The organism is Arthrobacter sp. NPDC056691 (assembly GCF_042791415.1).
Classification (GTDB): Bacteria; Actinomycetota; Actinomycetes; order Actinomycetales; family Micrococcaceae; genus Arthrobacter.
In genome coordinates this window covers 112,866-139,232 of the sequence record NZ_JBHTXX010000011.1, presented here as the reverse complement: position 1 = coordinate 139,232, position 26,367 = coordinate 112,866, and the positions used below count along the sequence as shown (strand labels likewise).

26 protein-coding genes are annotated in these 26,367 nt (G+C 62.9%); 18 read left to right on the top strand and 8 right to left on the bottom strand.

Features of this window, described 5'->3' with window-relative positions; all coding sequences use genetic code 11:
• Positions 1–104: 104 nt before the first annotated feature.
• On the bottom strand, positions 105–533 hold the full coding sequence (locus ACFRAU_RS11615; protein WP_378000027.1) for a hypothetical protein: 429 nt from the start codon (positions 531–533) through the stop codon (positions 105–107).
• 657 nt (positions 534–1,190) lie between these two features.
• On the opposite strand from ACFRAU_RS11615, the gene ACFRAU_RS11610 reads away from it, so the two are divergent.
• The 9 genes from ACFRAU_RS11610 to ACFRAU_RS11570 all read left to right on the top strand — a co-directional run bounded on the left by ACFRAU_RS11610 (position 1,191) and on the right by ACFRAU_RS11570 (position 6,469).
• On the top strand, positions 1,191–1,868 hold the full coding sequence (locus ACFRAU_RS11610) for a helicase associated domain-containing protein (RefSeq protein WP_378000026.1): 678 nt from the start codon (positions 1,191–1,193) through the stop codon (positions 1,866–1,868).
• A gap of 70 nt (positions 1,869–1,938) precedes the next feature.
• Positions 1,939–2,232, top strand: a complete 294-nt coding sequence (locus ACFRAU_RS11605) for a hypothetical protein (RefSeq protein ID WP_378000025.1) — start codon at positions 1,939–1,941, stop codon at positions 2,230–2,232.
• Positions 2,233–2,422: 190 nt separating this feature from the next.
• Positions 2,423–2,854 (top strand): LexA family protein, encoded by a 432-nt coding sequence (locus tag ACFRAU_RS11600; RefSeq protein ID WP_378000024.1) that lies wholly within the window; start codon positions 2,423–2,425, stop codon positions 2,852–2,854.
• A gap of 65 nt (positions 2,855–2,919) precedes the next feature.
• Positions 2,920–4,200 carry a Y-family DNA polymerase gene (locus tag ACFRAU_RS11595; protein WP_378000036.1) on the top strand — a complete coding sequence of 427 codons (1,281 nt, stop codon included), beginning with the start codon at positions 2,920–2,922 and terminating at the stop codon, positions 4,198–4,200.
• A 51-nt stretch (positions 4,201–4,251) separates the two neighbouring features.
• Positions 4,252–4,578, top strand: coding sequence for a hypothetical protein (locus ACFRAU_RS11590; RefSeq protein ID WP_378000023.1), 327 nt, complete (start codon positions 4,252–4,254; stop codon positions 4,576–4,578).
• 7 nt (positions 4,579–4,585) lie between these two features.
• The gene (locus ACFRAU_RS11585) at positions 4,586–4,798 is read left to right on the top strand and encodes a hypothetical protein (RefSeq protein WP_378000022.1); all 213 of its coding nucleotides are present in this window, start codon (positions 4,586–4,588) and stop codon (positions 4,796–4,798) included.
• 364 nt (positions 4,799–5,162) lie between these two features.
• The gene (locus tag ACFRAU_RS11580) at positions 5,163–5,447 is read left to right on the top strand and encodes a hypothetical protein (protein ID WP_378000021.1); all 285 of its coding nucleotides are present in this window, start codon (positions 5,163–5,165) and stop codon (positions 5,445–5,447) included.
• Positions 5,434–6,129 (top strand): hypothetical protein, encoded by a 696-nt coding sequence (locus ACFRAU_RS11575; protein WP_378000020.1) that lies wholly within the window; start codon positions 5,434–5,436, stop codon positions 6,127–6,129. Before ACFRAU_RS11580 ends, ACFRAU_RS11575 begins: the two co-directional genes overlap by 14 nt.
• Entirely contained in the window at positions 6,101–6,469 is a 369-nt protein-coding gene (locus ACFRAU_RS11570) for a hypothetical protein (protein ID WP_378000019.1), read from the top strand. The genes ACFRAU_RS11575 and ACFRAU_RS11570 overlap by 29 nt, the downstream gene beginning before the upstream one ends.
• A 1-nt stretch (position 6,470) precedes the next feature.
• On the opposite strand, the gene ACFRAU_RS11565 is transcribed toward ACFRAU_RS11570, so the two are convergent.
• A complete protein-coding gene (locus ACFRAU_RS11565) occupies positions 6,471–7,448 on the bottom strand; it encodes a hypothetical protein (protein WP_378000018.1) in 978 nt (325 codons plus the stop codon).
• A gap of 925 nt (positions 7,449–8,373) precedes the next feature.
• Between ACFRAU_RS11565 and ACFRAU_RS11560 the strand changes: the two genes are divergently transcribed.
• The 4 genes from ACFRAU_RS11560 to ACFRAU_RS11545 all read left to right on the top strand — a co-directional run bounded on the left by ACFRAU_RS11560 (position 8,374) and on the right by ACFRAU_RS11545 (position 14,480).
• The gene (locus tag ACFRAU_RS11560; protein WP_378000017.1) at positions 8,374–9,258 is read left to right on the top strand and encodes a hypothetical protein; all 885 of its coding nucleotides are present in this window, start codon (positions 8,374–8,376) and stop codon (positions 9,256–9,258) included.
• On the top strand, positions 9,255–10,304 hold the full coding sequence (locus tag ACFRAU_RS11555; RefSeq protein ID WP_378000016.1) for an ImmA/IrrE family metallo-endopeptidase: 1,050 nt from the start codon (positions 9,255–9,257) through the stop codon (positions 10,302–10,304). Before ACFRAU_RS11560 ends, ACFRAU_RS11555 begins: the two co-directional genes overlap by 4 nt.
• A gap of 71 nt (positions 10,305–10,375) precedes the next feature.
• Positions 10,376–13,165: a DNA methyltransferase gene (locus tag ACFRAU_RS11550; protein WP_378000015.1), complete on the top strand. Its 2,790-nt coding sequence runs from the start codon at positions 10,376–10,378 to the stop codon at positions 13,163–13,165.
• 160 nt (positions 13,166–13,325) lie between these two features.
• Positions 13,326–14,480 carry a hypothetical protein gene (locus ACFRAU_RS11545; protein WP_378000014.1) on the top strand — a complete coding sequence of 385 codons (1,155 nt, stop codon included), beginning with the start codon at positions 13,326–13,328 and terminating at the stop codon, positions 14,478–14,480.
• 64 nt (positions 14,481–14,544) lie between these two features.
• Here the strand turns inward: ACFRAU_RS11545 and ACFRAU_RS11540 are convergent, their stop codons facing one another.
• A complete protein-coding gene (locus tag ACFRAU_RS11540) occupies positions 14,545–15,654 on the bottom strand; it encodes a hypothetical protein (RefSeq protein ID WP_378000013.1) in 1,110 nt (369 codons plus the stop codon).
• Between the two features lie 313 nt (positions 15,655–15,967).
• Between ACFRAU_RS11540 and ACFRAU_RS11535 the strand changes: the two genes are divergently transcribed.
• Positions 15,968–17,101: an SIR2 family protein gene (locus tag ACFRAU_RS11535; RefSeq protein ID WP_378000012.1), complete on the top strand. Its 1,134-nt coding sequence runs from the start codon at positions 15,968–15,970 to the stop codon at positions 17,099–17,101.
• Positions 17,102–17,410: 309 nt separating this feature from the next.
• Positions 17,411–19,099: a hypothetical protein gene (locus tag ACFRAU_RS11530; protein WP_378000011.1), complete on the top strand. Its 1,689-nt coding sequence runs from the start codon at positions 17,411–17,413 to the stop codon at positions 19,097–19,099.
• Positions 19,100–19,309: 210 nt separating this feature from the next.
• On the opposite strand, the gene ACFRAU_RS11525 is transcribed toward ACFRAU_RS11530, so the two are convergent.
• The 3 genes from ACFRAU_RS11525 to ACFRAU_RS11515 form a co-directional block, all read right to left on the bottom strand.
• A complete protein-coding gene (locus ACFRAU_RS11525; protein WP_378000010.1) occupies positions 19,310–19,597 on the bottom strand; it encodes a hypothetical protein in 288 nt (95 codons plus the stop codon).
• Entirely contained in the window at positions 19,594–19,818 is a 225-nt protein-coding gene (locus tag ACFRAU_RS11520; protein WP_378000009.1) for a hypothetical protein, read from the bottom strand. The genes ACFRAU_RS11525 and ACFRAU_RS11520 overlap by 4 nt, the downstream gene beginning before the upstream one ends.
• A 111-nt stretch (positions 19,819–19,929) precedes the next feature.
• Positions 19,930–21,018 (bottom strand): hypothetical protein, encoded by a 1,089-nt coding sequence (locus ACFRAU_RS11515; RefSeq protein WP_377995470.1) that lies wholly within the window; start codon positions 21,016–21,018, stop codon positions 19,930–19,932.
• A gap of 265 nt (positions 21,019–21,283) precedes the next feature.
• Here ACFRAU_RS11515 and ACFRAU_RS11510 point away from each other — a divergent pair, with 265 nt between their 5' ends.
• Both ACFRAU_RS11510 and ACFRAU_RS11505 read left to right on the top strand, forming a co-directional pair.
• Positions 21,284–22,714 carry a Mu transposase C-terminal domain-containing protein gene (locus ACFRAU_RS11510; RefSeq protein ID WP_378000008.1) on the top strand — a complete coding sequence of 477 codons (1,431 nt, stop codon included), beginning with the start codon at positions 21,284–21,286 and terminating at the stop codon, positions 22,712–22,714.
• A gap of 264 nt (positions 22,715–22,978) precedes the next feature.
• Positions 22,979–23,533, top strand: a complete 555-nt coding sequence (locus tag ACFRAU_RS11505; RefSeq protein WP_378000007.1) for an AAA family ATPase — start codon at positions 22,979–22,981, stop codon at positions 23,531–23,533.
• A gap of 448 nt (positions 23,534–23,981) precedes the next feature.
• On the opposite strand, the gene ACFRAU_RS11500 is transcribed toward ACFRAU_RS11505, so the two are convergent.
• Positions 23,982–24,185 (bottom strand): cold-shock protein, encoded by a 204-nt coding sequence (locus tag ACFRAU_RS11500; protein ID WP_378000006.1) that lies wholly within the window; start codon positions 24,183–24,185, stop codon positions 23,982–23,984.
• A 168-nt stretch (positions 24,186–24,353) separates the two neighbouring features.
• Positions 24,354–24,965 carry a recombinase family protein gene (locus ACFRAU_RS11495; protein WP_378000005.1) on the bottom strand — a complete coding sequence of 204 codons (612 nt, stop codon included), beginning with the start codon at positions 24,963–24,965 and terminating at the stop codon, positions 24,354–24,356.
• Between the two features lie 552 nt (positions 24,966–25,517).
• Here ACFRAU_RS11495 and ACFRAU_RS11490 point away from each other — a divergent pair.
• Entirely contained in the window at positions 25,518–26,270 is a 753-nt protein-coding gene (locus tag ACFRAU_RS11490; protein ID WP_378000004.1) for a hypothetical protein, read from the top strand.
• Positions 26,271–26,367: the final 97 nt, after the last annotated feature.

The following is a 26,367-nucleotide window of genomic DNA, read 5'->3' as shown; positions in this document are numbered from 1 at the left end:
GGGGTGCCGGGTCCAACTGGGGTTTCCTTCGGTGGTTGGGCGGGGGGGGGGGCCGGGTGGTCCCGGCCCGGCCGGGGGGGGCACAACCCGGGAATGGGTGGGGGTTAGTCGGTCCAGACCATGCAGGGCTGCCGGTACTTCGCTGGCATGTCCGCGGCGTTCTCTGGCAGGTCCTCGGGGCCTTGGGCCTGCCCGTGCGTCCAGTTGAAGTGTGCGTGCCTGCTGATCTCCGTCCACTGGCGTGCCTTCGTCCTAAAGAACGCGCAGGTCACGTCGCCCTCGCAGTAGGTGGCGACGCCGAACAGATTCCCGATGGAATCGGCGGTGCGGATCCCGGCGACCATCACGTAGGGCCACTGGCCCAGGTCCCAGCCGTCGCATCCCCAGCTGGGGATGACGGCCCAGCCGTGCTCTTCGATCAGTTCCATCCAGTCGTACCCGTCATTCATGTGGTAGTTGCCGAGCACGGTGACGCCGTCGATGGTTTCGCCGGTGTCTTTGGTGGTCACAGTCCTGGTGATTACTGCGTTCATTTGGTGTTGCTCCTTCTTTGCCGAGAAGTGGGGTGGGTGGGGCGGCTTTGGTGACCGGCCAGCTCCCCTCTCCCCCCGTTGTTTTTTGGCTGCTGGCGGAGCTTGCGGAGCTGTGGCCGACGGAGGCCTGTCTACCCAAAGGGCAAGGGCCGGGAAATTCCCGGAGGAAGGAAGCGACGCAGGAGCGCCGCAGGGAAATTCCCGGACCGCGGGCCTCTGAGGAACGAAGGGGCTAGACGGGCCGGAGCGGACACGTAAACTCCGTAGGACAGCAGCCAAAAAACGTCGTAGACAAGAAGGGCCAGGGATGGCCGGAGCTCTGCGACGGACAGCACTGGACCCAACAGCCGGCCACGGAGCGAAGCGGAGTGGACGCCCTCATGGGTGCGAGCCCCCGCGAGCCTGCGTTACTCCCAGCAAACGGCCAACACTCTTCCAAGGTGCTCCGGGCTTTCCCCAAGGTTGGCGAGACAGGGTTGTCTCATCCCCAGGGGCCGCAGCATTGGACAAAGCCTGCCGGCCAGGACGCCGGGGCCCGGACTGTCCCCCATGCAGCCGGCCCCGGCGGAAAGGCACCCCAGGATTTGCTGCCACCCAGTGGGTGGAGAACGCGGACCCCTCCATGGCCACGGGCCGGCCAGGTGGGAGGATGGTTCCGTGGCGACCAGGCGGCGCACTGCGGCTCCGAACGCGGAGTGGGTGCTGATGTACCGGGGCGGGCTGACCCGCCCCCGGATCGCCGCGCTCACCAGGGCCCCGTCCTCGACCATCAGCTACCACCTGACCGTGGCGCTGGCCGCCGACCCCGGGCTCCAGGCAGCGCACGAACAGGCCGCCGGCACACCGGCACCACAGGTGAGCGTGCTGGGGCTGGCGCGGATGCGCGAGCTCGTGGCCCTGGTCCAGGAAACCGGCCGGTACCCCACCCGTACAGCCGTTGATGCTAAGGAGCGGATGGTGGCGTCCTGGTGGGAGCGGCGCCGCCGCGACGCTGCGGCCGGGACACTCGCACCGGCCTACCGTGACGGGCTTGCCGTGCTCCCGGACTGGCAGCGGCCACCACGGTCTGTGGCCGATGAGGCCAGGTGGCAGGACCGGCTCACAGCCCTGGTCCGGTACCGGGCGGCGGGGAATGACTGGCCGCGGCACAAGGCAGTCGCGGCCGGCGAGGAACACGACCTGGGCGTCTGGCTCCACGTCCAGCGCCAAAAGGCGCGACGCGGCGAACTCGAACCGAACAAGGCGCGGACCCTGGACGAGCTGCTGCCGGGCTGGCGGACCGGACGGCAACGTGGCCGGAAACCCCACAACAGCCCCAGCGCCGCAGGCAGCTGAGCCGGAGACGGAGGCGCCAGGCATTGGTACTCTGGCTGTGGACTCTCGTTTACCGAAGGGGGATACGGGAATGGGCCTCAGCCGTCTCTTTCAACGCAAGGCAGCGGCCGCCCCCGGCCGCGGACCCGCCCCAGACCTCCCGGCCGAGCCCCCGGTGCCGTCGAAGGCTCCGCTGTCGGCCGAGCAGGAAGAGGACCTGCGCAGCGCCTGGGCCGAGCTGACCGAGGCAGCAGAGCGGTCAAAGGTGGTCAGCTTCCGTGCCTGCACCCGCGCCGGAGGGTCCTGGACGGAAAACCCGGCAGCGGTCCGGGCGATCGCGGCCACCCTCCGCGACTTCCCCAAGGACGGCCGGCAACCTACCTGAGCGGGTGAACGGGTTGTGCCCGTTGGGGGCAGGTGGAGCCCACCGCACAGCTCAAAGCTGTCCCCATTGGGTACAACCCGGGCCGGCCCTCCGCCTGCATCGGAGGCAATCTGAGGCGGGGTCGTTCGGTTGTCAGTCCCCGGCGCTACACTTGAAACCTATCGAACATATATTCGAAAAAAGGTGTGTTGTGGGCGTTGTTATTGGCCCCCGCGTGATAGATGCGGGCGTCTCATTGTTGTCGGTGCTGGTCTCCCCGGTGCCGGTCGCTGCCGGGTATCCGTCGCCGGCGCAGGACTACTTCGAGGGCCGGATCGACCTGAACGAGCACCTGATCAAGGACATCACCAGCACCTACGTCGTCCGCGTGACCGGGGAATCGATGGAGGGCGCCGGGATCAGCGACGGGGACGAACTGATCGTGAACCGGGCACTGGAACCCACCGACGGGTGCGTGGTCGTCGCGGTCCTGGACGGGGAGCTGACGATCAAGCGGCTGCGCATCACCCCGGCCGGGGTGGTGCTGCAGGCCGAGAACCCGGCCTACCCGGACATCCGAGTCCCGGCCCTGGCCGACCTGGTCATCTGGGGCGTCGCGACGAGGTGCCTGCACCATGTCTAATATGCGCTTTTCCTTTACACGGGAGCCGTGCGGGCAGGGGGCAGACAGTGTCTAGGCCGGCGGTGATGCGGCGGATGCCGCAGATCGCGCACATGGACGTGAACTGCTTCTACGCCTCCGCGGAGCGGGCGTTCAACCCGTCCCTGGAGCACAAACCCGTCATCGTCCTCTCCAACAACGATGGGTGCGCGGTCACCCGCTCCCCCGAGGCCAAGGCCCTGGGCATCCCCATGGGCGAGCCGTGGTTCAAACTCGCCCCCAGGGCCAAGGAATGGGGCCTCGTCGCGCTCTCGTCCAACTACGAGCTCTACGGGGACATCAGCGCCCGGGTCATGGAACTGCTGGGCCGGTACTCGGCCTGGCTGGAGGTCTACAGCATCGACGAGGCCTTCCTCGGCGTCAAAGGCTCCCCTGCCGAGCTGCTGGCCCTGGGCCGGTCCATGAAAGCCGCGGTCCGGCGGAACGTCGGCGTGCCCGTCTGCGTCGGGATCGCCCCGACCAAGACACTGGCGAAACTGGCCAACAAATGGGCCAAGAACAACCCCGTCTTCGGCGGGGTGTGCCACTGGGACTCCGTCCCCTCCCTGGAGCGGGAAGGGCTGATGGGGCGCCTGTCGGTCATCGAGATCTGGGGCGTCGCCGCCCGGCTGACCCGGCGGCTGAACGCCCTGGGCATCCACTCAATCCTTGACCTGTCCCGGGCGAATCCGGTGATGATCAGGGACCGTTTCTCCATCGTCATGATGCGCACCGTCCTGGAACTGCAGGGCACCCCCTGCATCCCCTTGGAGGAGGAACGCATCGGGCGGGACCAGCTCATCTTCTCCCGTTCCTTCGCCACACCCGTCACCACCGCCGCCGGGATCCGGCAGGTCCTCTCCGTCTACGGGCAGCAGGCCTCGGCCCGGCTGGCCAAACACGGACTGCAGGCCAAAGTCCTCACCGCGTTCGCCGGCACCTCCCACTACAACCCCAAAGACACCTCCTACCCCTCAGTGTGCGTGCCGTTGCCGATGCCCACCGCCGACCCCGTGATCCTGACCAGGGCCGCCCACGCACTGCTGCCCCAGATCACCGAGGGCATCCGCTACGCCCGCGCCGGGATCATGGTCACCGACCTGCGCCCCACCGGAAACCAAAAACCCCTGTCCCTGTTCGAAAACCCGCACGAAGAACGCGGCGTCGGCACCCTCCTGGAGAACGTCACCCGGCGCTACGGCCGCGGGTCCATCGGCCTGGGCCACGCCGGCATCAAAACTGGACTCGACTGGACCATGAAACGCGACATGCTCTCCCCCCGGTACACCACCCACTGGGACGAACTCCCCCTCGTCAAAGCCGCCTAAACCACCACCAACACACGACCACCAGCACCACACGAAAGAGCAATTCCCCTCATGACGATCGCCCCCGACGCTCCCACCCTGACCACACACATTCCCGACGCACCCGTGGACGTCCGCTTCACCCCCACCGGCACTCCCCTGGCCGTCCGCTACGACGGCACGATCTGGCCCGTCGCCGCCGAACCCCTCCACTGGTACACCCGCGACTCCTGGTGGGACACCCGGACCACAGCCCCACGCGGGATCGGGAACGTCGTCGACATCGAGCACTGGCGCCTGCAGGTCCGGTATAGCACCTCCGCGCTGTTGCGGACCTTCGAACTCCGCCGCCAACCGCTGTCGGAGCAGTGGCTGCTCACGTCCATCACCGACAGCTAGGGCAGAAATGGGTGGTTTCTCCGGCCCGGTCCCGAACGCAATGTGGACGGCGCTGCGCGATGAGTTCGGCCTGCCCACCCTGGAGGAGGTGCGTGCCCGGCTAGACGTGTTGCCGGATCCGGAACTGGTGCTGCCGGCCCTGGTTCGGGTCTTTATCGGGGACGGGACCTTCTGCCCGGGCTTCCAGTTCCTGCCCGGCGGCCAACTGGATCCCGGGTGACGGCCCTTTTCAGGGCGGCACTGGAGGCGAAAGTGCCGCACAACTACTTCGCCCTTTGGATGATGACCCCGACCCGGCAGCTCTCCGGCTCCCGGCCGGTGGACCGGCTGGACGAAAACCGGCCGGCTCGTCAGGCTCCTGGGAGCCGCCACAGGGGCCGCATCCGTGCGGCGGCAGTAAAGGGTTCAACATTCTCAGCCGTCCTGGACGCCCACGCTGGCAGGAGAGCAGTCGTCTGCTCAGGGAGCTGGTCGGCGTCGAAACCTTGGCGCGCCGAGGTACGCCGGGGCGTGGGCCGCTGACCGGAAAGTGGCTACTGAAGGGCCATCACTGACAGTGGGATGCTGCTGCGTAGTGTGGGGCCATGGGACTGATGTACGACGATCCGCGGCTGGCCGCGCTGACGCTGCTGCGCATCGCCGCCGAGGAATCCGAAGGCCCTAGTGAAATGACCGGCCACATGCACGCCGTCATGGACGACCTCGTCCAGCGCAACGGTGCCGGGTACCTGGCGGAGCTGGCCATCGCCCTGGCCCGGACCGGGTTCATCGCCCTCGACGAACTCGCCCGGACCACCGGAAACAGCACCGCCGAGCTGCTGGACGCCGTCGAGGTCGACACGCTCGAAGGCCTCGATGGGGACTGCTGATCACACCGCCGGTAGCGGGCTGCCGGCGGGGCTTGCCCCGCCGGTGAAAGTCGCCCTCGCCCGGGCCGTCACAAAGATGCCCCGGGCCCTGCCCGGGACTCTGCTGTACGAACCCAAATGGGATGGCTACCGCTGTACGGTCGTCCGAGAAAATGACTGGCCCACCCTTTGGTCGCGGCAGGGCAAAGAACTTACGAAGTATTTCCCTGACCTCATTAAGGTCCTGGAGGCTGCTGTCCCTCCCGGGTGCGTGATCGACGGCGAGGCCGTGATCTGGACCGACGGCCGGCTCGATTTCACCGCCCTGCAGCAGCGCCTCGGCGCCGGCCCGAAAACCCTCCCCGGACTGGTGCGGCAGACGCCGGCCAACTACGTCGCGTTCGATGTCCTCGCCGTGGCCGGACACGATGCCCGCGGCCTGCCGCTGCACCAACGCAGGGCACTCTTGGAAGAACTCGCCACCGGGTGGGAACCGCCACTGTCCCTCTCCCCCACCACCACCGACCCCGACACGGCCGCCCGCTGGTTTCGAAGAGCTCCCCCACACAGGGATCGAGGGACTCATCATCAAAAACACCAACCAGCCATACACGCCAGGCCTCCGCTCCTGGAAGCTGAAACACAGGGAAACCGTAGACGTCATCTGCGGAGCCGTGATCGGACCGATCACCCAACCCTCTGAAGTCGTCGCCGGACTGATCCTCGAGGGCGAACTCCGGATCGTCGGCCGGTCCACGCCACCGAAGACGCCGGACGTCCGGGACCTGGCCCGATGGCTGCAACCGCCGACGGGTCAGCACCCCTGGCCCGCCAGCGTTAAGGGCACGACCCTGGACAGATTCAACCGGGACAAGGAACCCGTCGCCCTGACACTGGTCGATCCTCTGGTCGTGGAAGTCTCCGCCGACACCGCCTGGTCGAGTCGGTCCTTTCGACATCCCCTCCGCCTGCTCCGGGCCAGACCGGAGCTGTCCCCGACTGACATCATCCTGCCGGAAGGCTTGAAGCTAGCCGAGCAGTGACTCAGTTTAGGTCCGCGTCCATGACCTGCTCGTAGTCGAATTCCTGTTGCCGACCACCGCTTATGTGCTCCAAGACTTTGAGGACAGTGATGGATGATTTTGGGCGTGAGTTCCGCTCAGCCGTGATGGATTCTTGAAGCTCGACGCGAAACGAATCGTGTTTGCCGATGTGGATGCGTCCCTTATCGACCTCGCGTGCGAAGTCCTCATCAGCGATAGTTGCCAGGAACGACCGTTCGCCGTCACTAAGCCGCCATTTCTTGCCCTTCTCGAAGTTGATCGCATTAGGGCTGACCAGGGCGTTATATCTGGAAGTAGTTTCGACTGCTGCTTCAGGTTCAGGCAGGTCGAAGTACTCCACCTCAGTCTCCGTTACAACGAGCTCTTCATTCTGCGAGTAAGCGGAATCCGTATGTTGGATCTTAATGAAGTCAATGCCTTGGCTCGCAGCGGGTCTCACTGTGTCACGGGCCGCCTTCTGAAAGTTGGCACTCTCAGAGGCTGCCCAGACGGCCGCAGGTATCGTTGCGATGGTGCCGTCAACGAACTCGACTCTGACAGATTCGGCCGCAACTATCCCGGTAATCGGATCAGGTTTGGCATCGTGCGGGGTCAGCCGCTCAGTTTTCTTGACCTTGCGGCCTTTTCGCCATTTCAGGAAGCCCATTGCAGTAATGGTCAGGCCGACAATGCCGCCGAGATTTGCCGCCGCCGTGGAGTATTTACCGGCAAGGGCTTCAATGACGGACTGGACCGGGCCGGCCTCCACGAGGACGGTGAGGTCGACCCAAAAGCTACCTTCGCCTGTTTCGCGGATGTTTATGGTTGGGGCAGGTAGATCTTCGCTGCGTACTGCTGCGTGTGCAGACGTAATGGCGTCAGCTAGATTGACTAGTGAAAGCCCTAATTGCCGCGCGTTGATTGTTCCGTCTGTGACACCCGGGCCGTCGAAGGTGACCCGAAGTGACTCCTCAGCCACGACGCGTCTCCTCATCAACATGAATCAACGCTAACTCGCAGCTCTGACTTCTATTCACTTCGTTTCGTCCCCTGGAATCGGCCTACTGGTTCACTTGCTACGCGGCGGGCCTTGGACAAGACGATACGAGGGTCGAGATGTCGTTGTTCCCATGGGCAAGATGCCGCGCATCCTTCACCGGACATCGCTCGGTCCGATGATCGGTAGCGATAAGCCCGCACGATTGGTAATCATCGCAGACTGCGATAAGGGATGCGCAACTAATGCCGGGCTACGGGGCACTCATTGGGCGCACGCAACCGATCTTCACCCCGGGGAATAAGGCACAAAAGTAGATTTCCAGCCGGGACTTAGGTTTTGGCTCATGGCCTTGGTGTCCAGTGCCCACTAACCGTCGAACAGTCACCTCTGAACTTCTTTCCGGAGTCACCTCGGGGCTCGAAGAACCAAAGTGCCAGCTTCAAGTGATTTCACTGATAGCATTGACAATCGCATGCGTGCTTGACAGCACATTGAGATAGCGCGGCTGGGGGGCTTTTGAAGGATCAGACTGTTCGTCCGGCTAATGTTTACGGCGCTCACCCTGAGGTACTTATCGGTGGCGATGCACATGAAGCGAAGCGCCGCATTGGAACTCTCCAGCCCACCCCGGATGGCTTGTGGATTTCTGTCGGCAGGACAACTTCACCTCCACCAAAAGGCTACCCATACCTAGACAGCGCCATTGAACTAGCCTGCAATCTGGACAAGCCAGGCTGGTGGTCATTGAGATTCCAGCACACTGTGTCAGCGAGCGTCATGGGAAATGACACCCTCTGTCCTCACTACGGACCGCTAGAGGAAACCAGCGCTGCATCTCTTTTGAAATTTTGGGACGACCACAAATACGGGTAGAACCAAAAGTCCCTAGACCATGCGAGGAAATATGACTGCACTGAGCCTCGACGAAGCGCCGGCGCAACTTAAAGAAGATGCGCGGGAGTTCTGGCTTCACGGCGAAGCCTCTGACCCGGAATGCGGTGACCTATGGTTGCTGTCGTGGAATGGCGAGGCCCTCAGCCTTGCTGTGGTCGGGAGCGTTTACCCGGGGTTCGTGAGGGCTTGGCCGGTCACGATTCAGCCTCCTGCCTTGAGCGATGTCGCTGTCGAACTCCCCTGCCAACTCTTCAATTCGCCCCTGACTTTATGGCCGCATATGGAAACCGGCCTCGGAATGCACCTCCTTGATAGGAAGATCGACCATGTTCTGTCCAGTCGCCAGGTCGGATTACTCCGGCGCTTTGCTTTCGAGAATGATCCCCCGCCGCTCCCGCTTATCCAGGGTAGTGCAAAGGGGGTCACGACAGCCGACAAGGATGGCATTATTCGGATGTTCGGGCAGCTTTGTTTCATCGAATGGCCCGAAAATCGACTAGGTGAAGCAATTCTCGCGAGGGAAGTCCTTGCAGCGAAGGGCAGAACGGCTGAGGACGTTGCCACCGCCCTTGGCCTCGAAACCGCGGAGGCATTTGCCATATGGACCGGGCAAAAAGCCGTAGACGCCTTGTCGGCGCAGCGTTTGTGTTCTTTACTTGAGCTTCCACTCGAGGAGGTCCTTAAAGCCCCCAACGGCCCCGAAGTGAGGGAACTACAACGTCCGGAGCATAAAATGGCTCTCAGTCAATTGGCCAAGCTGCGAGGGACGACGGAAAGTCAGAGCCGTAACGCTGCGAGGGAAGAGTTCACGCTTGCAGCACGGAGCACAGGATCCAGCAGAGCGCTAAGTAGTAAGGTTCGCTCGGCTATTGAGCGCCTGCTCGAGGATCAATGATGGAACTCCCTGACGTTCGACCCGCATCAGACTGGGTTCAGCTGAAGAACCTCACTGTCGCCGTCGAGTATTTTCGGGCTAAAGCCGCGGCGGATGACCAACTGTCGGGACTCGCGGAAGATCCAATTGGGACCCTCGAGAATCATTCAGGTGTCTCCCTGAGATACGTGGCATCCGCACCGGTTGGGTGCTCCGTAAGTGGTTACTATAGGCCTTCCCCACCGACTCTGAATGTGCACCGATCAAACAGCAGGGAAAGAGACAACTTCACAGCGGTTCATGAGCTGGGGCATCACCTCCAGCAGGCTGACAAGGGCTGGGCTTTGGGCGTTCTCAGCGAGCTTTCGGATTACGAGAGGGATCGTTTGGAGGAAGCTGTCTCGGATGCTCTCGCAGTCGACGTCTTGTTACCCAGTCAGCTTCTTAGCTACCACTTGGGTGATGGTCCCCTTACTGCCGAAGCGATAGCCACCCTTTATGGTGCTTCTTCGGCCTCCCGTCAGGCATGTTGCATCGCCGCCGCCCGTCATGCGACTGCAGACAAGGCGCTGATAATCCTCAGCGACTGGACGGGCAAGGTATCTCTGTCAGTCAGCACAAACGAATCAATCCACCGAGTCCCCACGGGTGTCGTGCAACCTGATATCTCGCGCCTTATCAAGGAAGCTGGCGAAGGGCCGCTCACTGCGGCCGGCTTAGCCAGGGAAGGACTTGTATTCTCAACGGCCAACCGGCGATATGACATCAAGTTCGACGTTGCTTTGGACGTGGAAGGTACATGGGCCTTTTCTGTAGCCAGACCAGAAACAAGATACGGGAACCAACGATGGGGAGCTGCCGTTCAGCTGTGCGCTTCTCCGTCCTGCGAGGCGATTTTTGAAATTAGCGGGTCCGCTTCGCGCTGCAAGTGCGGCGACTACAAATGTCCCGACTGCGGCGCTTGTTCTTGCGAATCGACACTCCCAATTTGTACGGAGTGCTGGACAGAACTCAGCGTGGCAGATGCAGCCGCTAACCGGTCAATTCACGCCTACCATGATGAATAAATTCGTGTGCCCGGTCGGTTAGGCCTGCATCCTGAAGCAGGTAACGTAGGCCTGTGAAGAAGTCGCTCTCCATGAATGAAATTCGTACTCGCGCTGCACGATTTACCCGTGAGTGGCAAGACGAGCCAGGCGATGAACGGCAGCAGGCTCAGTCGTTCGTTCGAGATTTGCTTGGCGTTTACGGGATAACCCAAACACGTGCTGCGTTCTATGAGAAGCGGGTAAAACGGTCCTCTACCGGCTCCCATGGCTACATTGACGCTCTGATCCCGGGCCTAGCCCTGATCGAGATGAAGTCATCGGGAAAAGACCTCATTGCTGCCGAGCAGCAAGCTCTCGACTACATAGACGGCCTGCCAGACCCCGAGGTTCCTCGATGGGTTCTCACAAGCGACTTCCATAAGTTCAGGCTGTTGGACTTGCATGCTGATAACAGTGCTGGACCAGCCGAGTTTTCGCTCAGTCAGTTCCGCGAAAACGCCGAGAAGCTCGCGTTCCTAGCTGGCTATGGTGAGCGCACGTTCGGATCGAAGGCGCAGGAGGACGCATCGATCAAGGCAGCCAAACTCATGGCATCGCTGTATGAAGCCCTCGAGGGCTCTGGATACGATGACCATGAAGCCTCGGTCTTCCTGGTGCGAACTTTGTTCGCCCTATACGCCGACGACGCGGGCGTGTGGGAACGCGACATGTTTCTCGAATTCTTGGAAACACGAACCGCCCTGGACGGATCGGATCTCGGTCCGCAATTGTCACTGCTCTATCAGGTCATGGGCCGTGAGCCCTTGCGCAGACAGTCGAATCTTGATGAGTTGATCGCCCGGTTCCCGTACGTCAATGGCGGTGTATTCGAGGAGCCGCTATCAATTCCGTCATTCGATGCGGAGATGCGACGTCGCCTGGTCGAAGCAACCATGTTCAACTGGTCCGGGATCTCGCCGGCCATCTTCGGCAGCCTTTTCCAGGCGGTCAAGGATAAGACCGCAAGGCGGGAACTCGGCGAGCACTATACGACCGAGACCAACATCATGAAGGTTATCGGTCCGATGTTCCTCGATGAACTCCGGCAGCGTTTCATCGATGGTTTCCACGACACCCGAGCGCTGAAGAACTTACGCGCCGATATGAGCGGAATGCGTTTCCTCGATCCCGCCTGCGGTTGCGGAAACTTCCTCGTAGTCGGGTACCGGCATATGCGCGCACTCGACCTAGAAGTGCTCCAGCGGATACGAGAGCTGACAAACGAGACCGCGAGCACGATGTTCTTTACAGAGGAACATCTCGCCGTCCGACTCTCCAGCTTTCACGGCATCGAACTTGAAGAGTGGCCAGCGCAAATCGCCGCAACAGCTCTTCACCTGGTCGAGCACCAAGCGAACCAAGCGATGGAGCTCGCGCTGGGCGCTGCCCCCGATCTGCTGCCGCTCGACAAAGTCCGCAGCATCTGCGTAGGCAACGCACTGCGGACCGACTGGGCCGACGTCGTCGAACCAAGCGAGCACCTATACATCATGGGTAACCCTCCCTTCCTAGGACATGCAACACGCTCGCCTGAGCAAGCGCAGGAGCTACGCGACGTCTGGCAACGGGACGACATCGGCCGACTTGACTATGTAACAGGCTGGTACGCAAAGTCGCTTGACCTATTTATGCGCCCCGGATACGGGGGCGAGTTCGCTTTCGTATCTACAAACTCGATCGCGCAAGGCGAACCGGTACCCGCTTTGTTCGGTCCGGTCTTTGCGGCTGGATGGCGAATCAAGTTCGCCCATCGCACCTTCGCGTGGACAAGCGAAGCGCCTGGCGCCGCCGCCGTGCACTGCTCTGTCATCGGCTTCGATCGTCCCTCAAGGAAACGGGCTCGGCTGTTTGAGTACTCCTCCGGCAACCTCCGGGGCGAACCGGTAGAGCTTCCCGTTATCGAGCAGATCAACGCTTACCTGGTCGACGGGCCCAACGTGCTCGTTGACCAGCGCCGAACACCCTTGGCCCCGGCACTTCCCCCGATGGTATTTGGCAATATGGCCCGAGATGACGGCAACCTCCTCATCGAGCGCGGGGACTACGATCAAATGGCCGCAGATCCCATCGCTGCCAAATACATTCGGCCATTCGTTGGTGCCCGCCAGCTGATCCATAGCGAGCCGCGTTGGTGTTTCTGGCTCGTCGAACTGGACCCGAGCGACATCACACGTTCCGCAATCCTGCGTCGACGACTCGATTCCGTCCGTCAATTCCGCGAGGCCTCCAAAGCCGAGTCCACGAGGCAAATGGCGGAAACCCCACACCTATTCGGACAGCGCTCTCAACCCGACACTCCGTACGTGTGCGTCCCCCGCCACGTCAGTGAAACCCGACGGTACTTCCCCACCGCTCTCTTCGGCCCAGATGTGATCTGCGGCGACGCAAATTTCAAAGCCGACGACCCCGACGGTATCGCTTTCGCTGCGATATCCTCCTCTGCATTCATTGCATGGCAGCGTGCGGTCGGGGGCCGTATCAAGTCCGACCTGCGATTCTCAAATACGCTGACATGGAACACATTCCCGCTGCCGGAGCTCACAGACGAACAACGAACGGCAATTATCACCGGCGGCCGCAGCGTGCTGGACTCACGAGCACTCCATCCAGATCGATCCCTCGCGGACCACTACAACCCCCTCGCGATGTCTCCCGAGCTGGTGCGCGCACATCGCGAGCTCGACGCGGCAATCGATAAGACCCTTGGACTACGCGGCCACGTCACCGACGACCAGCGCCTGACGGCGCTGTTCACGAGCTATGCAAAGCTCAACACAGCAGGACAACTGGCCCTGCCGACGAAATCACTGCGCCGCCGGAAGGCACGAGGCGCCCTGTGACCAAGGCGCCCGGTCGGTGGTCTCACGCCATTACCCCCGTAGAAGAAAATGCGCCCAGAAACGGCATTAAGGAAGCAAGCCCACCGCCAAATCGGTCCTACCAGCGGCCCATGGGTACAACCAAGACCATTTTTATGAACACGCGGAGAGCAGGGGCCTGATGCCTTACGAGACGTCGGTACATGCGCAAGACCCTGGTGTCGGCAGAGTCGGCATTGTGCTCGATGCCCTTGCAGATGCCTCACAGCGGGCGGCCGCTTACGACTACGTCGAAGTTGCGGTGGCATACGCCTCAGACCAAGGCGTCCGTTTGCTCAACCAACGGCTGTCGAGCAAAAGTTGGGCTGCCGCGCGCAAGCGGTTTCTCGTGAGCATTGACTTTGGTTTCACGCAACCCGATGCGCTCGTGCGCCTTAGCCAACTGAACAATGCCGAGGTCCGAATTCCAAACGGACGGGCAGTGCTGGCGGATTCAACTCTGCGTCCTCCATCTGCCTTTCATGCGAAGACATTCGCATTTCGTGCAGACGATTGGCCAGAATTTAGGTTGCTAAGCCTGAAGTCACTGATCGTCGGATCGGCCAATCTCACTGTGAGTGCACTCTCCACGGGGGCGGAGGTGGTAACGAAGCAAGTATGGACGGGTTTCGCAGCGAGTGAAGAGGTGCAGCATCTGAAGGCTGCAGAGCCGGTGCTGGACTGGTTCGAAGATACATGGGACACAGCGGACACTCTTTCCGATGTGCTGCCCGAGTATCAGGCGCGCTTCCGCTCTTTACCTGGGCATCGAGATCTCCTAGAGGAAAGAACCCCCGCCACCCGTCGTTACCTCGCCTCGTTGGACGATCATGTGATCACGGGGTCGCTGCCAGTGCAACTGGCCGCGGCCAAGTCATTATGGGTCGACGGATCCTCCATCATCCACAACCGTCAACCGCCACGACCAGGGAACCAGTTAAACACACCCAGGGGTACGAGGGTCTTCTTTGGCTTCAGTGCGAAAAACGTCTCCAAGGACACGCCACTGGGCACAGTCGAAATTCGAGTTGGCAGCCACCCGTATGTCGGACGGACTATGCGGTTTGCCAACAACGGCATGGACATCATCAATCTGCCGATCCCTGAGCAGAACGGCGTAGAGAGCTATGAAGGGACGTTTCTAGTCTTCACCCGCGACAGGCTGTCGGACACCGACCGCGCCCGGTTCACCCTGACAGTAACGAACGCGGAAGGGCTCGCCGATTTGAAGGAGTCCGCGTCGAACAATCTCGATCTATTTATGCACTCCGGGAGAGGCTACGGGCTGCTCTTCTAGGAGCAGAAAGTGGAAAATAGTCCAGTCGCTGGCTTTTCCTGCCCCAGAAGTGCTCCGGGGACGTTCAGGAGCCAAACTGGTAGTGGATTGTCTTCCACCGTAGGTCCTGCTGGAAGTCAAGGAACACCAGGGTCGCGACCAGGACGTTGTAGGCAATGCTGGACAGGCCTTGGGGGATGTCACAGCGACTGCCGAACAGCTGTCGGTACGGAAAAAGGTTCTTCAGGTCGGAGTCATTGGAGAAAATCAGCACATGTTGGACGCCTGCTTTGTCCCATTCCTTCAGTAGAAGGGAGAGTTCGGGCGCAGCCTCGATCGGGCCGTCAACATGACTGTGCACAACCACCATGACTTTCCCCATGGCAGAGAACAATTGCCCTTCGCTTCGGGGCTCCGAATTGTCGGTGTCGAAACCGTATTCGATGCTCCCGGCGAATGGGTACTCGTACGTCGTGTGGAGAGTGCCGACCAGCACCTGTAGCCGATGACCCTTGGGCCCTACATTTGCCAGTACCCGCGATGGATTAACGCGCTGGACGTCGCGAAACAGGTGCGCGTCCAGCAGCGCCAGGACCAGTCGTTCGAAGACGTCTGGGGCCAGCTGAGCGAACTCACACCGCAACGGGTCGAGCCGGTGACCTAGAGGACGACCTCGGAAGGCCGGACCGTCGATTCGCATAGATCGGTGCGCAACCATGGCATCCAGGCACCGCTCGTCGAGCACCGCATCGCCCGATACACGCACCGTTACAGTCTGCTGGTCGCCGAAACGGTCGGGAGCGAGGAATCCTGGTCCCCACTCCCTGTCGACGATATCGCGGACATCCTCCGCCAGGAACTGTCCCGTTGCCTCAATGTAGATAACCAGATAGGTCGCCTCAGCCGCGGCATACCAGAACCGCAGGTCATCGAGGCGCAGGCTGCGCGAGACGTAGCCGTCAGCGGCCAACTGCTCGGCACTCAAAGTCGATGCGTGAATGCCCTTCAGTTGGAACCACACCTTGGTGCCGCTCAGCTCCAGCGTGCCAAGACGATTGAGCATGATTCCAATGTCGACCCGCGCGCGGTCGCGATCGAAAGAAACGAGCAGCCCACGGCGCAATACCAGTTGCTTGAACTTCAGCATGTAATCGTCCTCGAAGACTTCTTCGGACAACATTTCAGGGTTTGGCACGATATCTCTTCTCTAGAATCAAACTCCTTCGACTGAACCAGCCTGCCCTAAGTCTTATCAAAGGCTAAAACATGCGAAGTCGAGAATATCAACGTGAGACAGATTGTCTGGACGATGTCTCCAAGGTCATGGGCCCCCGGACGCAGAAAAACCGCCAAAAGACGCCAAATACTAGTCGAGCCTAATGAGACTTGGGCGACTTCTAATTCGTCCCAGCAACGGATTCTTCACCGGGACACCGCTCGGCCAATGACAACGTCCGCAATGCGGCGCGCCGGCGACCGATTCAGAGGTGCTTTCATAGAGTTCTTCTATGAAAGTAGTTCTGCTCGGCGCCGGCTTCTCGCGAGCGATCAGTCCAGAAATGCCCCTGATGAAGCAGCTCGGTCCATTGGTGCTGGAACGCCTCCATCTCCCCGCCGATACACTTTCGCCATTTGGTGGTGACGTCGAGGCGTGGCTCGGCCATCTCGGCAGTGACGAACCGTGGCTAGAGGACAGCGATAACCTTCGTTCTCGCGCGCGTTTTGTCGATGGCGTCCAAGCCATCCACGACATCATCGTCGAGGCCCAAAGCAGAACCGAAGAAGAGCCGCCGCCGTGGCTGCACCGGTTGGTAGCGCAGTGGTCGCATGAGCAGGCGACGATTCTGACATTCAACTACGACACACTTCTTGAACGAGCCCTCGCAGAAGTCGTCGGCGCACGTGGTTTCGGAGACCTGTATCAAATCGCTCTGGAACAACGCCAGCCGGTGGATGCGGCCTTGTACCCCTCGGGTGGCTCTTCACTGCGGGAGAGCCCGACCTTCTACAAGCTGCATGGTTCCGTAAACTGGCTCCACGGAGGCGAGCGGGCCCCCGCGACGGAGCGGTTTGTCTTGCGCGAAGACCACATCCCGCCGTACCTCTACGAGGATCTCGCTCCGTTCGTCGTCCCTCCTGCCAGCAGCAAGAGCCACTACTACGATCGCGCACCACTACGGGTTCAGTGGAAGCGCGCAGCGGCCGCTCTTCGAGAGGCAACAGCCCTGGATGTCATCGGCTATTCCTTCCCACCCAGTGACTCCGGGACCCGGACATTCCTCGGAACAAACACCGGTGATTCCGTTCCCGTGACTCTGGTCGATCCTTCGCCGGCGGCTCACAGTCGGTTTAACAACATGTTTCCGAATCGGGGCGAGGCTTCATGGTTCGGGTCTGTCGAAGACTTCGTCGAGGCCACCTGCGGAGACCTCGTCATTGCTTGGCGTGAAAACCTGGGTGAACACCCTGGCCTCCATATGGAAGTGAACGGGATTCGGTCTGTGGAGCCGGGCCACGGGGATTCCAATTGTTCCGTTCGCGACCGACTGCGCGAAGACTATCCTGGCGCCGGGGATCCGATTGAAGTGAATCTTCCCAACGGCACCCAGGCATGGCGGCTGTTGAGGCCGGGTAAGTCCTGACCGGCGATCGAATAATTAGACCGCGCGGACCTTCTAAGGCCAGGCGCCCGTGGTCCCGTGCAGCGCCACGATGGGCTGCTTATATACTCTGGTGAATCGTTACTCATATTGGGGGAATTCGTGGGCCGTGTAGTCCGTGCTGTCATCTCTGCGGGTCTTGCCGCAACCGTGGTTTTGTCAGGCACGGTGATGGCATCTCCTGCCCTTGCGGTCTCGTTGTACCCTTGCGGGGCTGAATCTTCAGGGGTCGTGGGCACGTTCGAATCCCTGGCTTTGCCGGGAACCGTCGTTGCCAGTGACGAGTTACGGATGCAGGTCAGCATTAGCTGCGAGGGGGACCAGCAGGCCGTGCTTGCCCACATGCACCTCACGTTTGAAAACGACCAAGGCATCATCACGAAAGTCAGCGTCCACAAGGACGGCATCGAAGCCGGGGCGCCTAACGGTGCGTCCACGACTTACACCGTGACCATTCCTACGTCGGAGGGGTCCTTGCCTGAAGGCCTACAGCGACTCACCTATGTCACGCCCGTGATGGAAAGGGTTCCGCTCTTCCCCACCGGAGCCCCGCAGCCGCTCTACTCACGGACCATCTCCCAGCAATACTTGTCGCTGGGCCGCCCGGCAGGATGGGAAGTCCGGGTGAGCCATCCCACCCATGCTGCCCCGACGCCGCAGGTTCCCTGGGCGTTCAGGGCCGGGGTCCCCGCAGAGGTTCGCTTCCCGGCCTGGGGTCCGGGAGCGGTCCTGAGCTACCGCTGGTTCCTGGAGGACGGTACCCAGGTGGCCGACCGCAGAGCATACATCCCGGCGGCAGGCAGCGTATCGCGGATCGTCGTCACCGGGACGTGGCCGGACGGCACGGTCCACGAACGGTCCTCAACGCTGGTCCGCACCGTCGAAGGAGCCGGCGGATTCAACGACGTCACCGTTGGACAGGCAACACCTTATAGCGACTCCCCCGTCCGGGTTGTCCGTACCGCCCCGGAGCAGAATTCGAAGTCCGGGTGGTATCGGCTGCGGTCCGATGGAAGCTTCCCGTCAACGCCGGAAGCTGCACCGGACTCCTGGTACCCCCAACCGACGGACGTAGGGCAGAGATTCCAGTTCATCGAAGCCGGTACCCGCACAAAGGGAGCATCAGCGGTTATCACAGTCGGGCCCGTACCCCTCCCGGCGGACCGGCGCAGCGGCTACATCCAAGGGGACACCCTCGTGAACACCGTGGCAGAACTACAGCCACGACTCCAACCCGGCTACCGGCTGACCGCCAACAACCCCTGGCCTGCCGGCCAGGCAGTAACCTACGCCTGGCTACGCAACGGCACCACCGTGCCCGGTGCCACCACGGCCGCGTACACCCTGAAGGTGACTGACGCCGGAGCCACCATTCAGGCAGTGGTTCGAACCGGCAGCCCCGGGTACATCTCCAACGAAGCCAAGGCCTCCGCGGTGAAGATCCCGCTGGTGAAACTGGGCTCCGCCGAACCGCTTGTCTCCGGAAGCGCGCGCGTCGGAGTGACCCTGCAGGCGTCCACGCCCGGATGGACCGCCGGGACACGATTCAGCTACCAATGGCTTCGCAACGGCCAGCCCATCCAAGGCGCCACACGCTCAAGCTACATCGTGCCGGCCAAGGACCTTAATACATTCCTCCAGATGAGAGTCACAGGCACGCAGACCTCCTACACGACAGTCACGAGGACCGGCGCCCAGCACCTCATCAACCCCGGCATCCTGACCGCCCCTACACCGCAGATCACGGGAATCCTGCAAGCAGGACGAACGCTGACAGCCCACGCCGGGGCATGGACCCCCGGAACACAGCTTCGCTATCAGTGGTACCGGAACAACCAGCCAATCAGGGGCGCCACCACGGCCACCTACCGGATCGCGGCCGCTGACCGACGTCAAGCCATTAAAGTCCAGATCCTAGGAACCAAACAGGGGTACATCGGCCTTTGGCGATCCTCTGCCCAGAAACGCATTCAGCCCTGACCGGCGGTCACCATAGGCGCAGGGCACCCAGCTTGCACGTTCGCCCGCAGGCCAGGTCAGAACTGACCTTTCCGCCACCTGAGGTTTGAGTCCAAGCTCCACAGCTGCTGTGTGGTCACGGGGCAGGCTGCCCCTGTGGCTCACAGCAGCAGTCCAGCACACCACTCCGGGAGCAGCCTCGACACCTAACCAACACCTTGTGGCCGGCGGTCAGTCGATGCGTTTCTGGAACGAGACCATGACCAGGGCCGACGCGATGTACCGGGTGACCTGGACGTTCTCATGACCAATGAGTCCGGTGGGTCGGCGTTCAGTGAAAGGCACTGGCGTGACCGTGTGTGATGCAGGCTCCGCGGTCCATAACTGCTCCCCCGCCTCCTGGAATACGGTCACCAGGTCTTTGAGGTTCTTGTCCAGGCGTTGGGCGAGCTGCCGGACCGAATCCTCGACGGTGGGTTGCGGCTCGCTCACGACGTACACCGTTTCAATGCGGCTCATCTGTTCTTCTTTCTCAGCAGTCGTGGGCGCCGGATGCCGAACAGGCTTCCGGCATAAACCAGCACCGACCAGCTCACCAGGCCGGTAACAAAGGAAACCGCGGCGTCGCCCAGGAACGACACGTTCGTCCGCGCTATCGCATTCCCCAGGGCCTGACCGGTAAGGATCAGGTAGATCCCGGCGCAGGCCCACCCTGACAGTGCCAGGATCAGGCCGACCATCGTTCGTCTCATTGCGTGCCTCGTGGTTCGCGCAGCGTGCCGCCGGCCATAGGGCAATCGCGGCGGGAAGTGCCGTCACCAACAAAGGCCGCCTGCACGGGAATCCCCCGGTTACTGTTCCGGCGTCCCCTCCGGCTTCCCTGCCGCTCTGCTTCGGCGGGACCGGGATTCGGCCAGGGCCGCGCGGGCTTGGGCGGCTTCGGTTCGAAGCTGGTCCACCTGGCGCTCATAGGTGGCCCGGAGGTCATCCACCCGCTGGTTGCCGTGGTCGCGTTCGCGTTCGGTGTCGGCCCGGGCGGCATCACGCTCTGCCGTGAGCACGGCCACGGATGCCCGCAGCTCGGCGGTTGTTTCGCGGGCACGGTCCAGATCCGCGCGGACAGCCTCCAGCTGCGCGTGGGCTTCCCCCGCTTCGGCTTCGGCACGCTGTGCGCGTCCTGCCTCTGCGGCCGCGCGGCTCTCTGCATCTGCTTTCCCACGTTCCGCGGTCCCGGCCCGGGCAGTGGCCGCATCCCTTTCGCGCTCGGCGCCGGAGAGCTCGGCGCGGGCGGCCTCGACGTCGGCGCGCAGCTCCGCCGCGGCGGCTTCCGCCTGTGCCCGGTCCTGCTCGGCGTCCGCGCGGGCCTGGGCCAGCTCTTCCCTCAGGTCCTCTCCCGCAGTTCGGGCAGCCAACAGCTCTTCCCGGGCGGCCGAAAGCTCTTCTTGCAGCCCGGCCAGATTCCCGGTCAGCTCCTCGACCTGCTGCGTGGCCTCCGCCGCGGCGGCGTCGGCCTCGTCTTTCTCGACCTCCGCGCGGCGCTGTGCCTGCTCGGCACGCGTTGCCCGGGCAGCCGCGGCGGCGATCTTCTCAGCAGCCTCGGTCGAGATCGACTCGATCTGAGCTTCTGCCGCGTCCGGATCCCCCACCGTGCGCAGTTCCTCGACCAGCGAGGCCAGCTGCTGTCCCAAGTGCTCGATCATCCCCGCAACCTGACCGCCGATCTCGCTCGCGCGCTGACGCGCCGCATCCACGGGCCGCGCCTCTTCGGCCCGCTCCTGGTTCTCGCCAAGCCGCTGCCGCGCCCGCCACGCGGCGGCACGGTTATGCCGCGGGTCATCGCAATACTCCGGAGGCCGCCCCGTGCCAGCCTCGCCAGCCATCGCAGGACGCCGGCAGCCAGGAAACCGGCAGATGCGCTCCTCGGTCTGTTGCTCAGTCATGACGTTACAGTAACACAATACGGAACATAACGAAAGACGAAATACGGAACGAAACAAAAGGGACGATTGTAAGGTCCGGAGTTGGGTGGCGCGGAATTACCAGCGCTATCTGTCTGGCCTCGGCTTATGCTGAGATCGTGAACAGTCCCTCGTCGCTGAGCGGCGCTGATCCGCTGGCGGTACCCGGCCGCGAGATGGCCAGTGGTGGTGTGCGCCGGTCGGGTGCTCGCCAGGGAATGGGTGTGGTGGTGAGGTGACGACTGCGGTGGCAGACCACACCCCGCTGGGCAAGTTGAGCGAGGCGCAGCGGGCAGCGGCGATGGCGCGGTTCGAGGTGTTGCGTCCGCACCTGCACGATGGGGTGCCGGTCACCGCGGCTGCGGCGGCGGCGGGACGGTCGCCACGGACGGTCACTCGGTGGCTGTCGGCCTACCGGGCACGGGGCCTGGTCGGATTGGCGCCGACACCTCGGTCGGATCGGGGTCAGCGCCGGATCCGGGCAGAGCTGGTCACCGTGATCGAGGCCCTGTACCTGCAGCGGCCCGCGCCGTCGGTCGCGACGGTGTATCGCACCGTCGGGCAGGTCGCGGTGCGCCAGAGGTGGGCCGCGCCGAGCTACGAGACTGTTCGGGGCGTGCTGCGGGCGTTGGGTGATCCGATGCTGGTGCTGGCTCAGCAGGGCACGAAGGCCTACCAGGAGGCCTATGACCTGTTGTACCGACGGGAGGCCGACCGGTCCAATGGCATGTGGCAGGCCGACCATACCGAGCTGGACATCCTAGTGCTCGGCCCGGGTCGGTCGCCGGTGCGGCCGTGGCTGAGCGTAATCCTGGATGACCACAGCCGGGCGGTGCCTGGTTATGCGCTGAACCTTAGTGCCCCCTCGGCCCTGCAGACCGCGCTGGCGCTGCGGCAGGCGATCTGGACCAAGGCCGACCCGGCCTGGCGGGTGTGCGGGATCCCGGAGATCCTGTACTCGGACCACGGCTCGGACTTCACCAGCCGCCACATCGAACAGGTCTGCGCGGACCTGCATATCCAGCTGGTTCACAGCACGGCCGGTAAACCGCGCGGCAGGGGCAAGATTGAGCGCCTTTTCCGCAGCGTGAACCAGTTGTTCCTTCCCGGGTTGCCTGGGCATCTGGTGGCTGGGGTGCAGGCGTCTGCACCGGGTCTGACCTTGGGTGAGCTCGACCAGCTGCTGCATGCGTTCATCGTCGGCGACTACAACCAGCGTCCACACGGCGAAACCGGCGTGCCGCCACAACAACGCTGGGAAGCCGGCGGGTTCCTGCCGCAGCTCCCGGAGCGCGTCGAGGATCTCGACCTGCTGCTGTTGACCGTGCCGGCGCCTCGGGTGGTGCATCGTGACGGCATCCGCTTCGAGAACATGCGCTACCTGAATGTGAACCTGGCCGCGTTCGTTGGCGAGCCGGTCGTCATCCGCTACGACCCCCGAGATCTCGGACAGATCCGGGTATTTCACGACGGGACCTTCCTGTGCACGGCGATATGCCAGGACATCGCCGGCGAAACAATCAGCCTGAAAGACCTGCGGACCGCCCGAGACCGCCACCGGAGAGATCTGCGTGAGCAGATCACCGCACGGCGCACCCTGGTCGACGATCTGCTCGCCGCGCACCAGGCCGATAGGCCGCCGCCGGTCCGCAAGCTCAAGCGATACCGCAATGATTGACACCACCTCCGCGGCATTCCTTGTCACAGGCGAGTACCGGCGGTTTTGCGAGTTCGCGGACGCGGTGCGCCGCGACCGCTATATCGGTCTGTGCTACGGGCCGCCGGGCGTCGGCAAGACAATGTCGGCTCGCCGTTACGCCGGCTGGGACCTCGCCGAAAAGTACCTGGCCCAGTTGTATCGGCCCCTCGGCAGCGACTTGGACGCTCTCATCTCGTCCGCCGACCTGATCGAGAGCCGAACCGTCTTGTGGACCACCCGGTTATGTCCGCCAGCAGTCGCATCAGCCGCAACGTGGTCGACTTGTGCCGCAGCATGGACACCGTCATTCGAAGGCTGCCGACATCCCGGTGGCGGCAACAGATCCCGGGCGGATTCCCCCAGGTCGAGATGCTCATCTGCGACGAGGCCGACCGGCTCACGACCACCGGGCTCGAAGAGCTGCGGGACCTGTACGACAGGAACGGTATCGGACTCATCCTGGTCGTTATGCCCGGCCTGCAACGCCGTCTGGCGCGCTACCCCCAGCTGTACAGCAGAGTCGGATTCGCACACGAGTACCGGCCCCTGGCCCGAACCGAGCTGCTCGAGGTCCTCACAGGGCACCACCACGAACTCGGGCTCGCCCTTCCCGCTGGAGCCACCCTGGAGGACCCCGACGCCCTTGCAGCCATCGCACAGGTCACCGGCGGTAACCTCCGTCTCGTCCAACGCCTGTTCACACAGATCAACCGAATCACCGAGATCAACAACCTGACCGGTGTCACCCGCGACGTCGTCGAAGCAGCCCGCAGCTCCCTGATTATCGGCGTCCCCTGACACGGGCAAACCCCGTACCGCAGGCGAGGTTCAGCAGGGAGGCGCCCACGTCTATCTGGTTGTATTGGTGCATGGATGCTGACGATCATACTGCCGGGCAGCGGGCCGGGTGGGAGAACCTGCAACCGGGGCAGGAAGTGGAAGTCCGGGAACCGGGCCAGGCAGGCAGCGCAGGGGTCATAGACGATCTGACGCCCGATGGCTCGATCGTGTGGGTAAGTCTCCATGGGCAGTCTCCGCGCAGGATGTTCCTGACGGGAGATCCCGTGGTGATCCTCCCTCAGGTTCCTGACGCGTTCTAGCGTCAACTCGTTCGGTCGCGACCCGCATGGAGGCCGGGAGTGCGCCCACCTCCGCACTGGCCTCGATCCTGTCCGCACGTCTTTGACCTGGTCATGGGCGCGGACTGCACCGGCTTTGGGCACCTGCGGCTAAATGCTGTCTTGGTCTAGAGCGGGCGGATGTTGTCCGCCTGGGGACCCTTCGGGCCTTGAACTAGGTCGTACTGGACTTTCTGGTTCTCCTCGAGCGAGCGGTAGCCGCCGGAAGCGATCGCGGAGTAATGGGCAAAGACGTCCCCCGAACCGTCGTCCGGGGCGATGAAGCCAAAGCCCTTCTCCGCGTTGAACCATTTCACTGTGCCTGTTGCCATGTGCCTGTTGCTCTCCACTGAACTCACGATTCGTGGCCGCGAGGGCCCGGGCGGAAGTGATCTTCCGCTGGTCTCCAACCTATGGTGGCGGTCAGCGGTGGGCAAGGGAACTGCGCGGGCGGGCCGCCGCAATCGATCGACTGCGCCGACCGCCACCGCGTTGAAGCCCTAGGCGTTCGGCTGGTCCGGGGCTGTCAGCGTTTCTGGGGGCCGGGGCGGCAGATGACGGTAGAGGCTGGAGCGGGTGATGCCTGTGGCGTGGACAATCTCGGAGATGGACAGGTCCTCCTGATCGCGAAGGTGTGCGGCATAGGCGAGTTTCGCCGGATCGACCACGCTGGGCCGGCCAACCCTTTTGCCCTTGGCAGCAGCCACGGCACGCGCGTGGGCTGCGCGTTCGATCGCGTAGGTTCGTTCCATTTGGCCGAACAGGGCGAGCATCACCACTGCCAGCTGTGACATGGGATCTTCCGGATTGGCCGAATCAACGCGGATCGGGTCGGCCAGATTCCGGATTCCGACGCCGCGGCCTGCCAGGTCGTGGATCAGGTTCAGGGTGTCCCTCACCGTCCGGCCCAGCCGGTCCAGGGTGTGCACCACGATCACATCGCCCTCGCGGGCGTGGTCGAGTGCTTCATGAAGTCCGGGCCGGTTGGTGGTGGACCCGGATTTCTTGTCCACATAGATGTGCCGGGCGGGGATGCCCTGCCCGCGCAGCGCCTCGATCTGCCGGTCGAGGTCCTGTTTCGCTGTCGAAACGCGGGCGTACCCAATTTCCATTGAACCAATGTACCGATACTTGTCCTGCACTCGTCGGGCGGGACGTCAAAGAGAACATAATTTTGGAACGGGATCTGACGGCGTGTCGCCATTTTTTGAGGGTCCTTGACTGGGTGTTCCAGTTCCTAGGATGTGGGCCGGGTCCGGGACGTTGTAGGAGTCGGACAAATATGCCGGCGCGGCAGGTCGGTGAGGCAACGGACTGGTTGTGGCCAGCGGCGAATCCGGGCAGCACCTGGCGCATCTAACCGTGCCGTTTCCAGGGCCCACCTCAGGGCTGAGCCCATCGCTGCTTTTCCTCAGATGGGGGGACCGTATGTGGGGAGGCCGGCCCCCTGCTTTTGCCAAGGCCCGCCGGACATACTGTGTGCATCTGGTTCAGCGAGGCTGGGGAGCTGATCCTTTACCAGAGTTACAGGGAACCGGCGCCCGGAATCCCAATCCGGCGCCGGCTTCCGCCGACGTCCAAGGAAGGGCGCCGGCGGGCCAGCGCAGGATGGGCTAACCACGCCAGCCCGGCTGACGCGGTTACCGGCGGGTAAAATCGCTGTTATGCCGGTCACACACAATGTTGCCTGGGACGGACGTCTGGAATCCTTTAAAGGCAGGGATACGACGCTTTACGTAACCACGGCGGCCGCCGTTGCCACGACCTGTGATCGCTGCCGCAGGCCGCTGCGGCCCGAAGAACCACTCTCGCTGATCGTGGACATCGCCGAAAGCACGGCCCCTGACGGGACCGAGTACCTGACATTCAGTGACTGGGTCTGCCACCGTCGCTGCGGAGATCCCACAGTGACGGTGCACGATTCCCCTAACAGGCCCGAAGGCCTGGCGCCTCTCGCTGCACGGGTGATCCTCGTCGACAGGAGCGGCACCGGCCCGGCGCGGACCGTCCCCATGCTCGCGTACACCCTGGTCCCGGTCGTGAGCTTCCGGGAAGCAGGCGGCGAACTGACGTCCGCGCTCGTGGCGATTCTGCTCTCCCACGGCTTCCAGCTGGCGATGAGCGGCGACTACTCCGACATTCTGAACCAGGCCCGCCAAACGGGGAACGGCTGCCGTTTCACCCTGTCCCGCAACGGCCTGCTCACCCTTGAGGTGGGCGGGGAAACCATCTACCGGGAGCAGCTTGACCCGGACAGTCCGGATGATGCCGAGTGGCTCCAAGCCGCAGGAAACGGCAGCATCCTGGTCATCGGCGGTGACAACCTCGTCGTCACCGGATCTTCACTGGACATCACCGCCGCCGCGGGCCTGGGCACACTGGTCATGGGAACCGTCACCGTCCGATCCGCCGGCTGACCGGCGCACGCTTCCGGCAGCCTGCCGTCAGAATTTCCGTACCACCCCCCTACGTGCGCTCATCAGGGGCTTAAGGTTTCCGGCCTAGACTGGGCAC

Bases quoted from the DNA above. Each gene is read 5' to 3' on its own strand.
- ACFRAU_RS11500 (WP_378000006.1), bottom strand. From the start codon at position 24,185: ATGGCAACAGGCACAGTGAAATGGTTCAACGCGGAGAAGGGCTTTGGC.
- ACFRAU_RS11585 (WP_378000022.1), top strand. From the start codon at position 4,586: ATGGGTGGTTTCTCCGGCCCGGTCCCGAACGCAATGTGGACGGCGCTG.
- ACFRAU_RS11605 (WP_378000025.1), top strand. From the start codon at position 1,939: ATGGGCCTCAGCCGTCTCTTTCAACGCAAGGCAGCGGCCGCCCCCGGC.
- ACFRAU_RS11590 (WP_378000023.1), top strand. From the start codon at position 4,252: ATGACGATCGCCCCCGACGCTCCCACCCTGACCACACACATTCCCGAC.
- ACFRAU_RS11615 (WP_378000027.1), bottom strand. From the start codon at position 533: ATGAACGCAGTAATCACCAGGACTGTGACCACCAAAGACACCGGCGAA.
- ACFRAU_RS11555 (WP_378000016.1), top strand. From the start codon at position 9,255: ATGATGGAACTCCCTGACGTTCGACCCGCATCAGACTGGGTTCAGCTG.
- ACFRAU_RS11490 (WP_378000004.1), top strand. From the start codon at position 25,518: ATGCCGGTCACACACAATGTTGCCTGGGACGGACGTCTGGAATCCTTT.
- ACFRAU_RS11580 (WP_378000021.1), top strand. From the start codon at position 5,163: ATGGGACTGATGTACGACGATCCGCGGCTGGCCGCGCTGACGCTGCTG.
- ACFRAU_RS11505 (WP_378000007.1), top strand. From the start codon at position 22,979: ATGTCCGCCAGCAGTCGCATCAGCCGCAACGTGGTCGACTTGTGCCGC.
- ACFRAU_RS11550 (WP_378000015.1), top strand. From the start codon at position 10,376: ATGAATGAAATTCGTACTCGCGCTGCACGATTTACCCGTGAGTGGCAA.
- ACFRAU_RS11495 (WP_378000005.1), bottom strand. From the start codon at position 24,965: ATGGAAATTGGGTACGCCCGCGTTTCGACAGCGAAACAGGACCTCGAC.
- ACFRAU_RS11515 (WP_377995470.1), bottom strand. From the start codon at position 21,018: ATGACTGAGCAACAGACCGAGGAGCGCATCTGCCGGTTTCCTGGCTGC.
- ACFRAU_RS11560 (WP_378000017.1), top strand. From the start codon at position 8,374: ATGACTGCACTGAGCCTCGACGAAGCGCCGGCGCAACTTAAAGAAGAT.
- ACFRAU_RS11520 (WP_378000009.1), bottom strand. From the start codon at position 19,818: ATGGTCGGCCTGATCCTGGCACTGTCAGGGTGGGCCTGCGCCGGGATC.
- ACFRAU_RS11530 (WP_378000011.1), top strand. From the start codon at position 17,411: ATGCAGGTCAGCATTAGCTGCGAGGGGGACCAGCAGGCCGTGCTTGCC.
- ACFRAU_RS11575 (WP_378000020.1), top strand. From the start codon at position 5,434: ATGGGGACTGCTGATCACACCGCCGGTAGCGGGCTGCCGGCGGGGCTT.
- ACFRAU_RS11545 (WP_378000014.1), top strand. From the start codon at position 13,326: ATGCCTTACGAGACGTCGGTACATGCGCAAGACCCTGGTGTCGGCAGA.
- ACFRAU_RS11535 (WP_378000012.1), top strand. From the start codon at position 15,968: ATGAAAGTAGTTCTGCTCGGCGCCGGCTTCTCGCGAGCGATCAGTCCA.
- ACFRAU_RS11525 (WP_378000010.1), bottom strand. From the start codon at position 19,597: ATGAGCCGCATTGAAACGGTGTACGTCGTGAGCGAGCCGCAACCCACC.
- ACFRAU_RS11595 (WP_378000036.1), top strand. From the start codon at position 2,920: ATGCGGCGGATGCCGCAGATCGCGCACATGGACGTGAACTGCTTCTAC.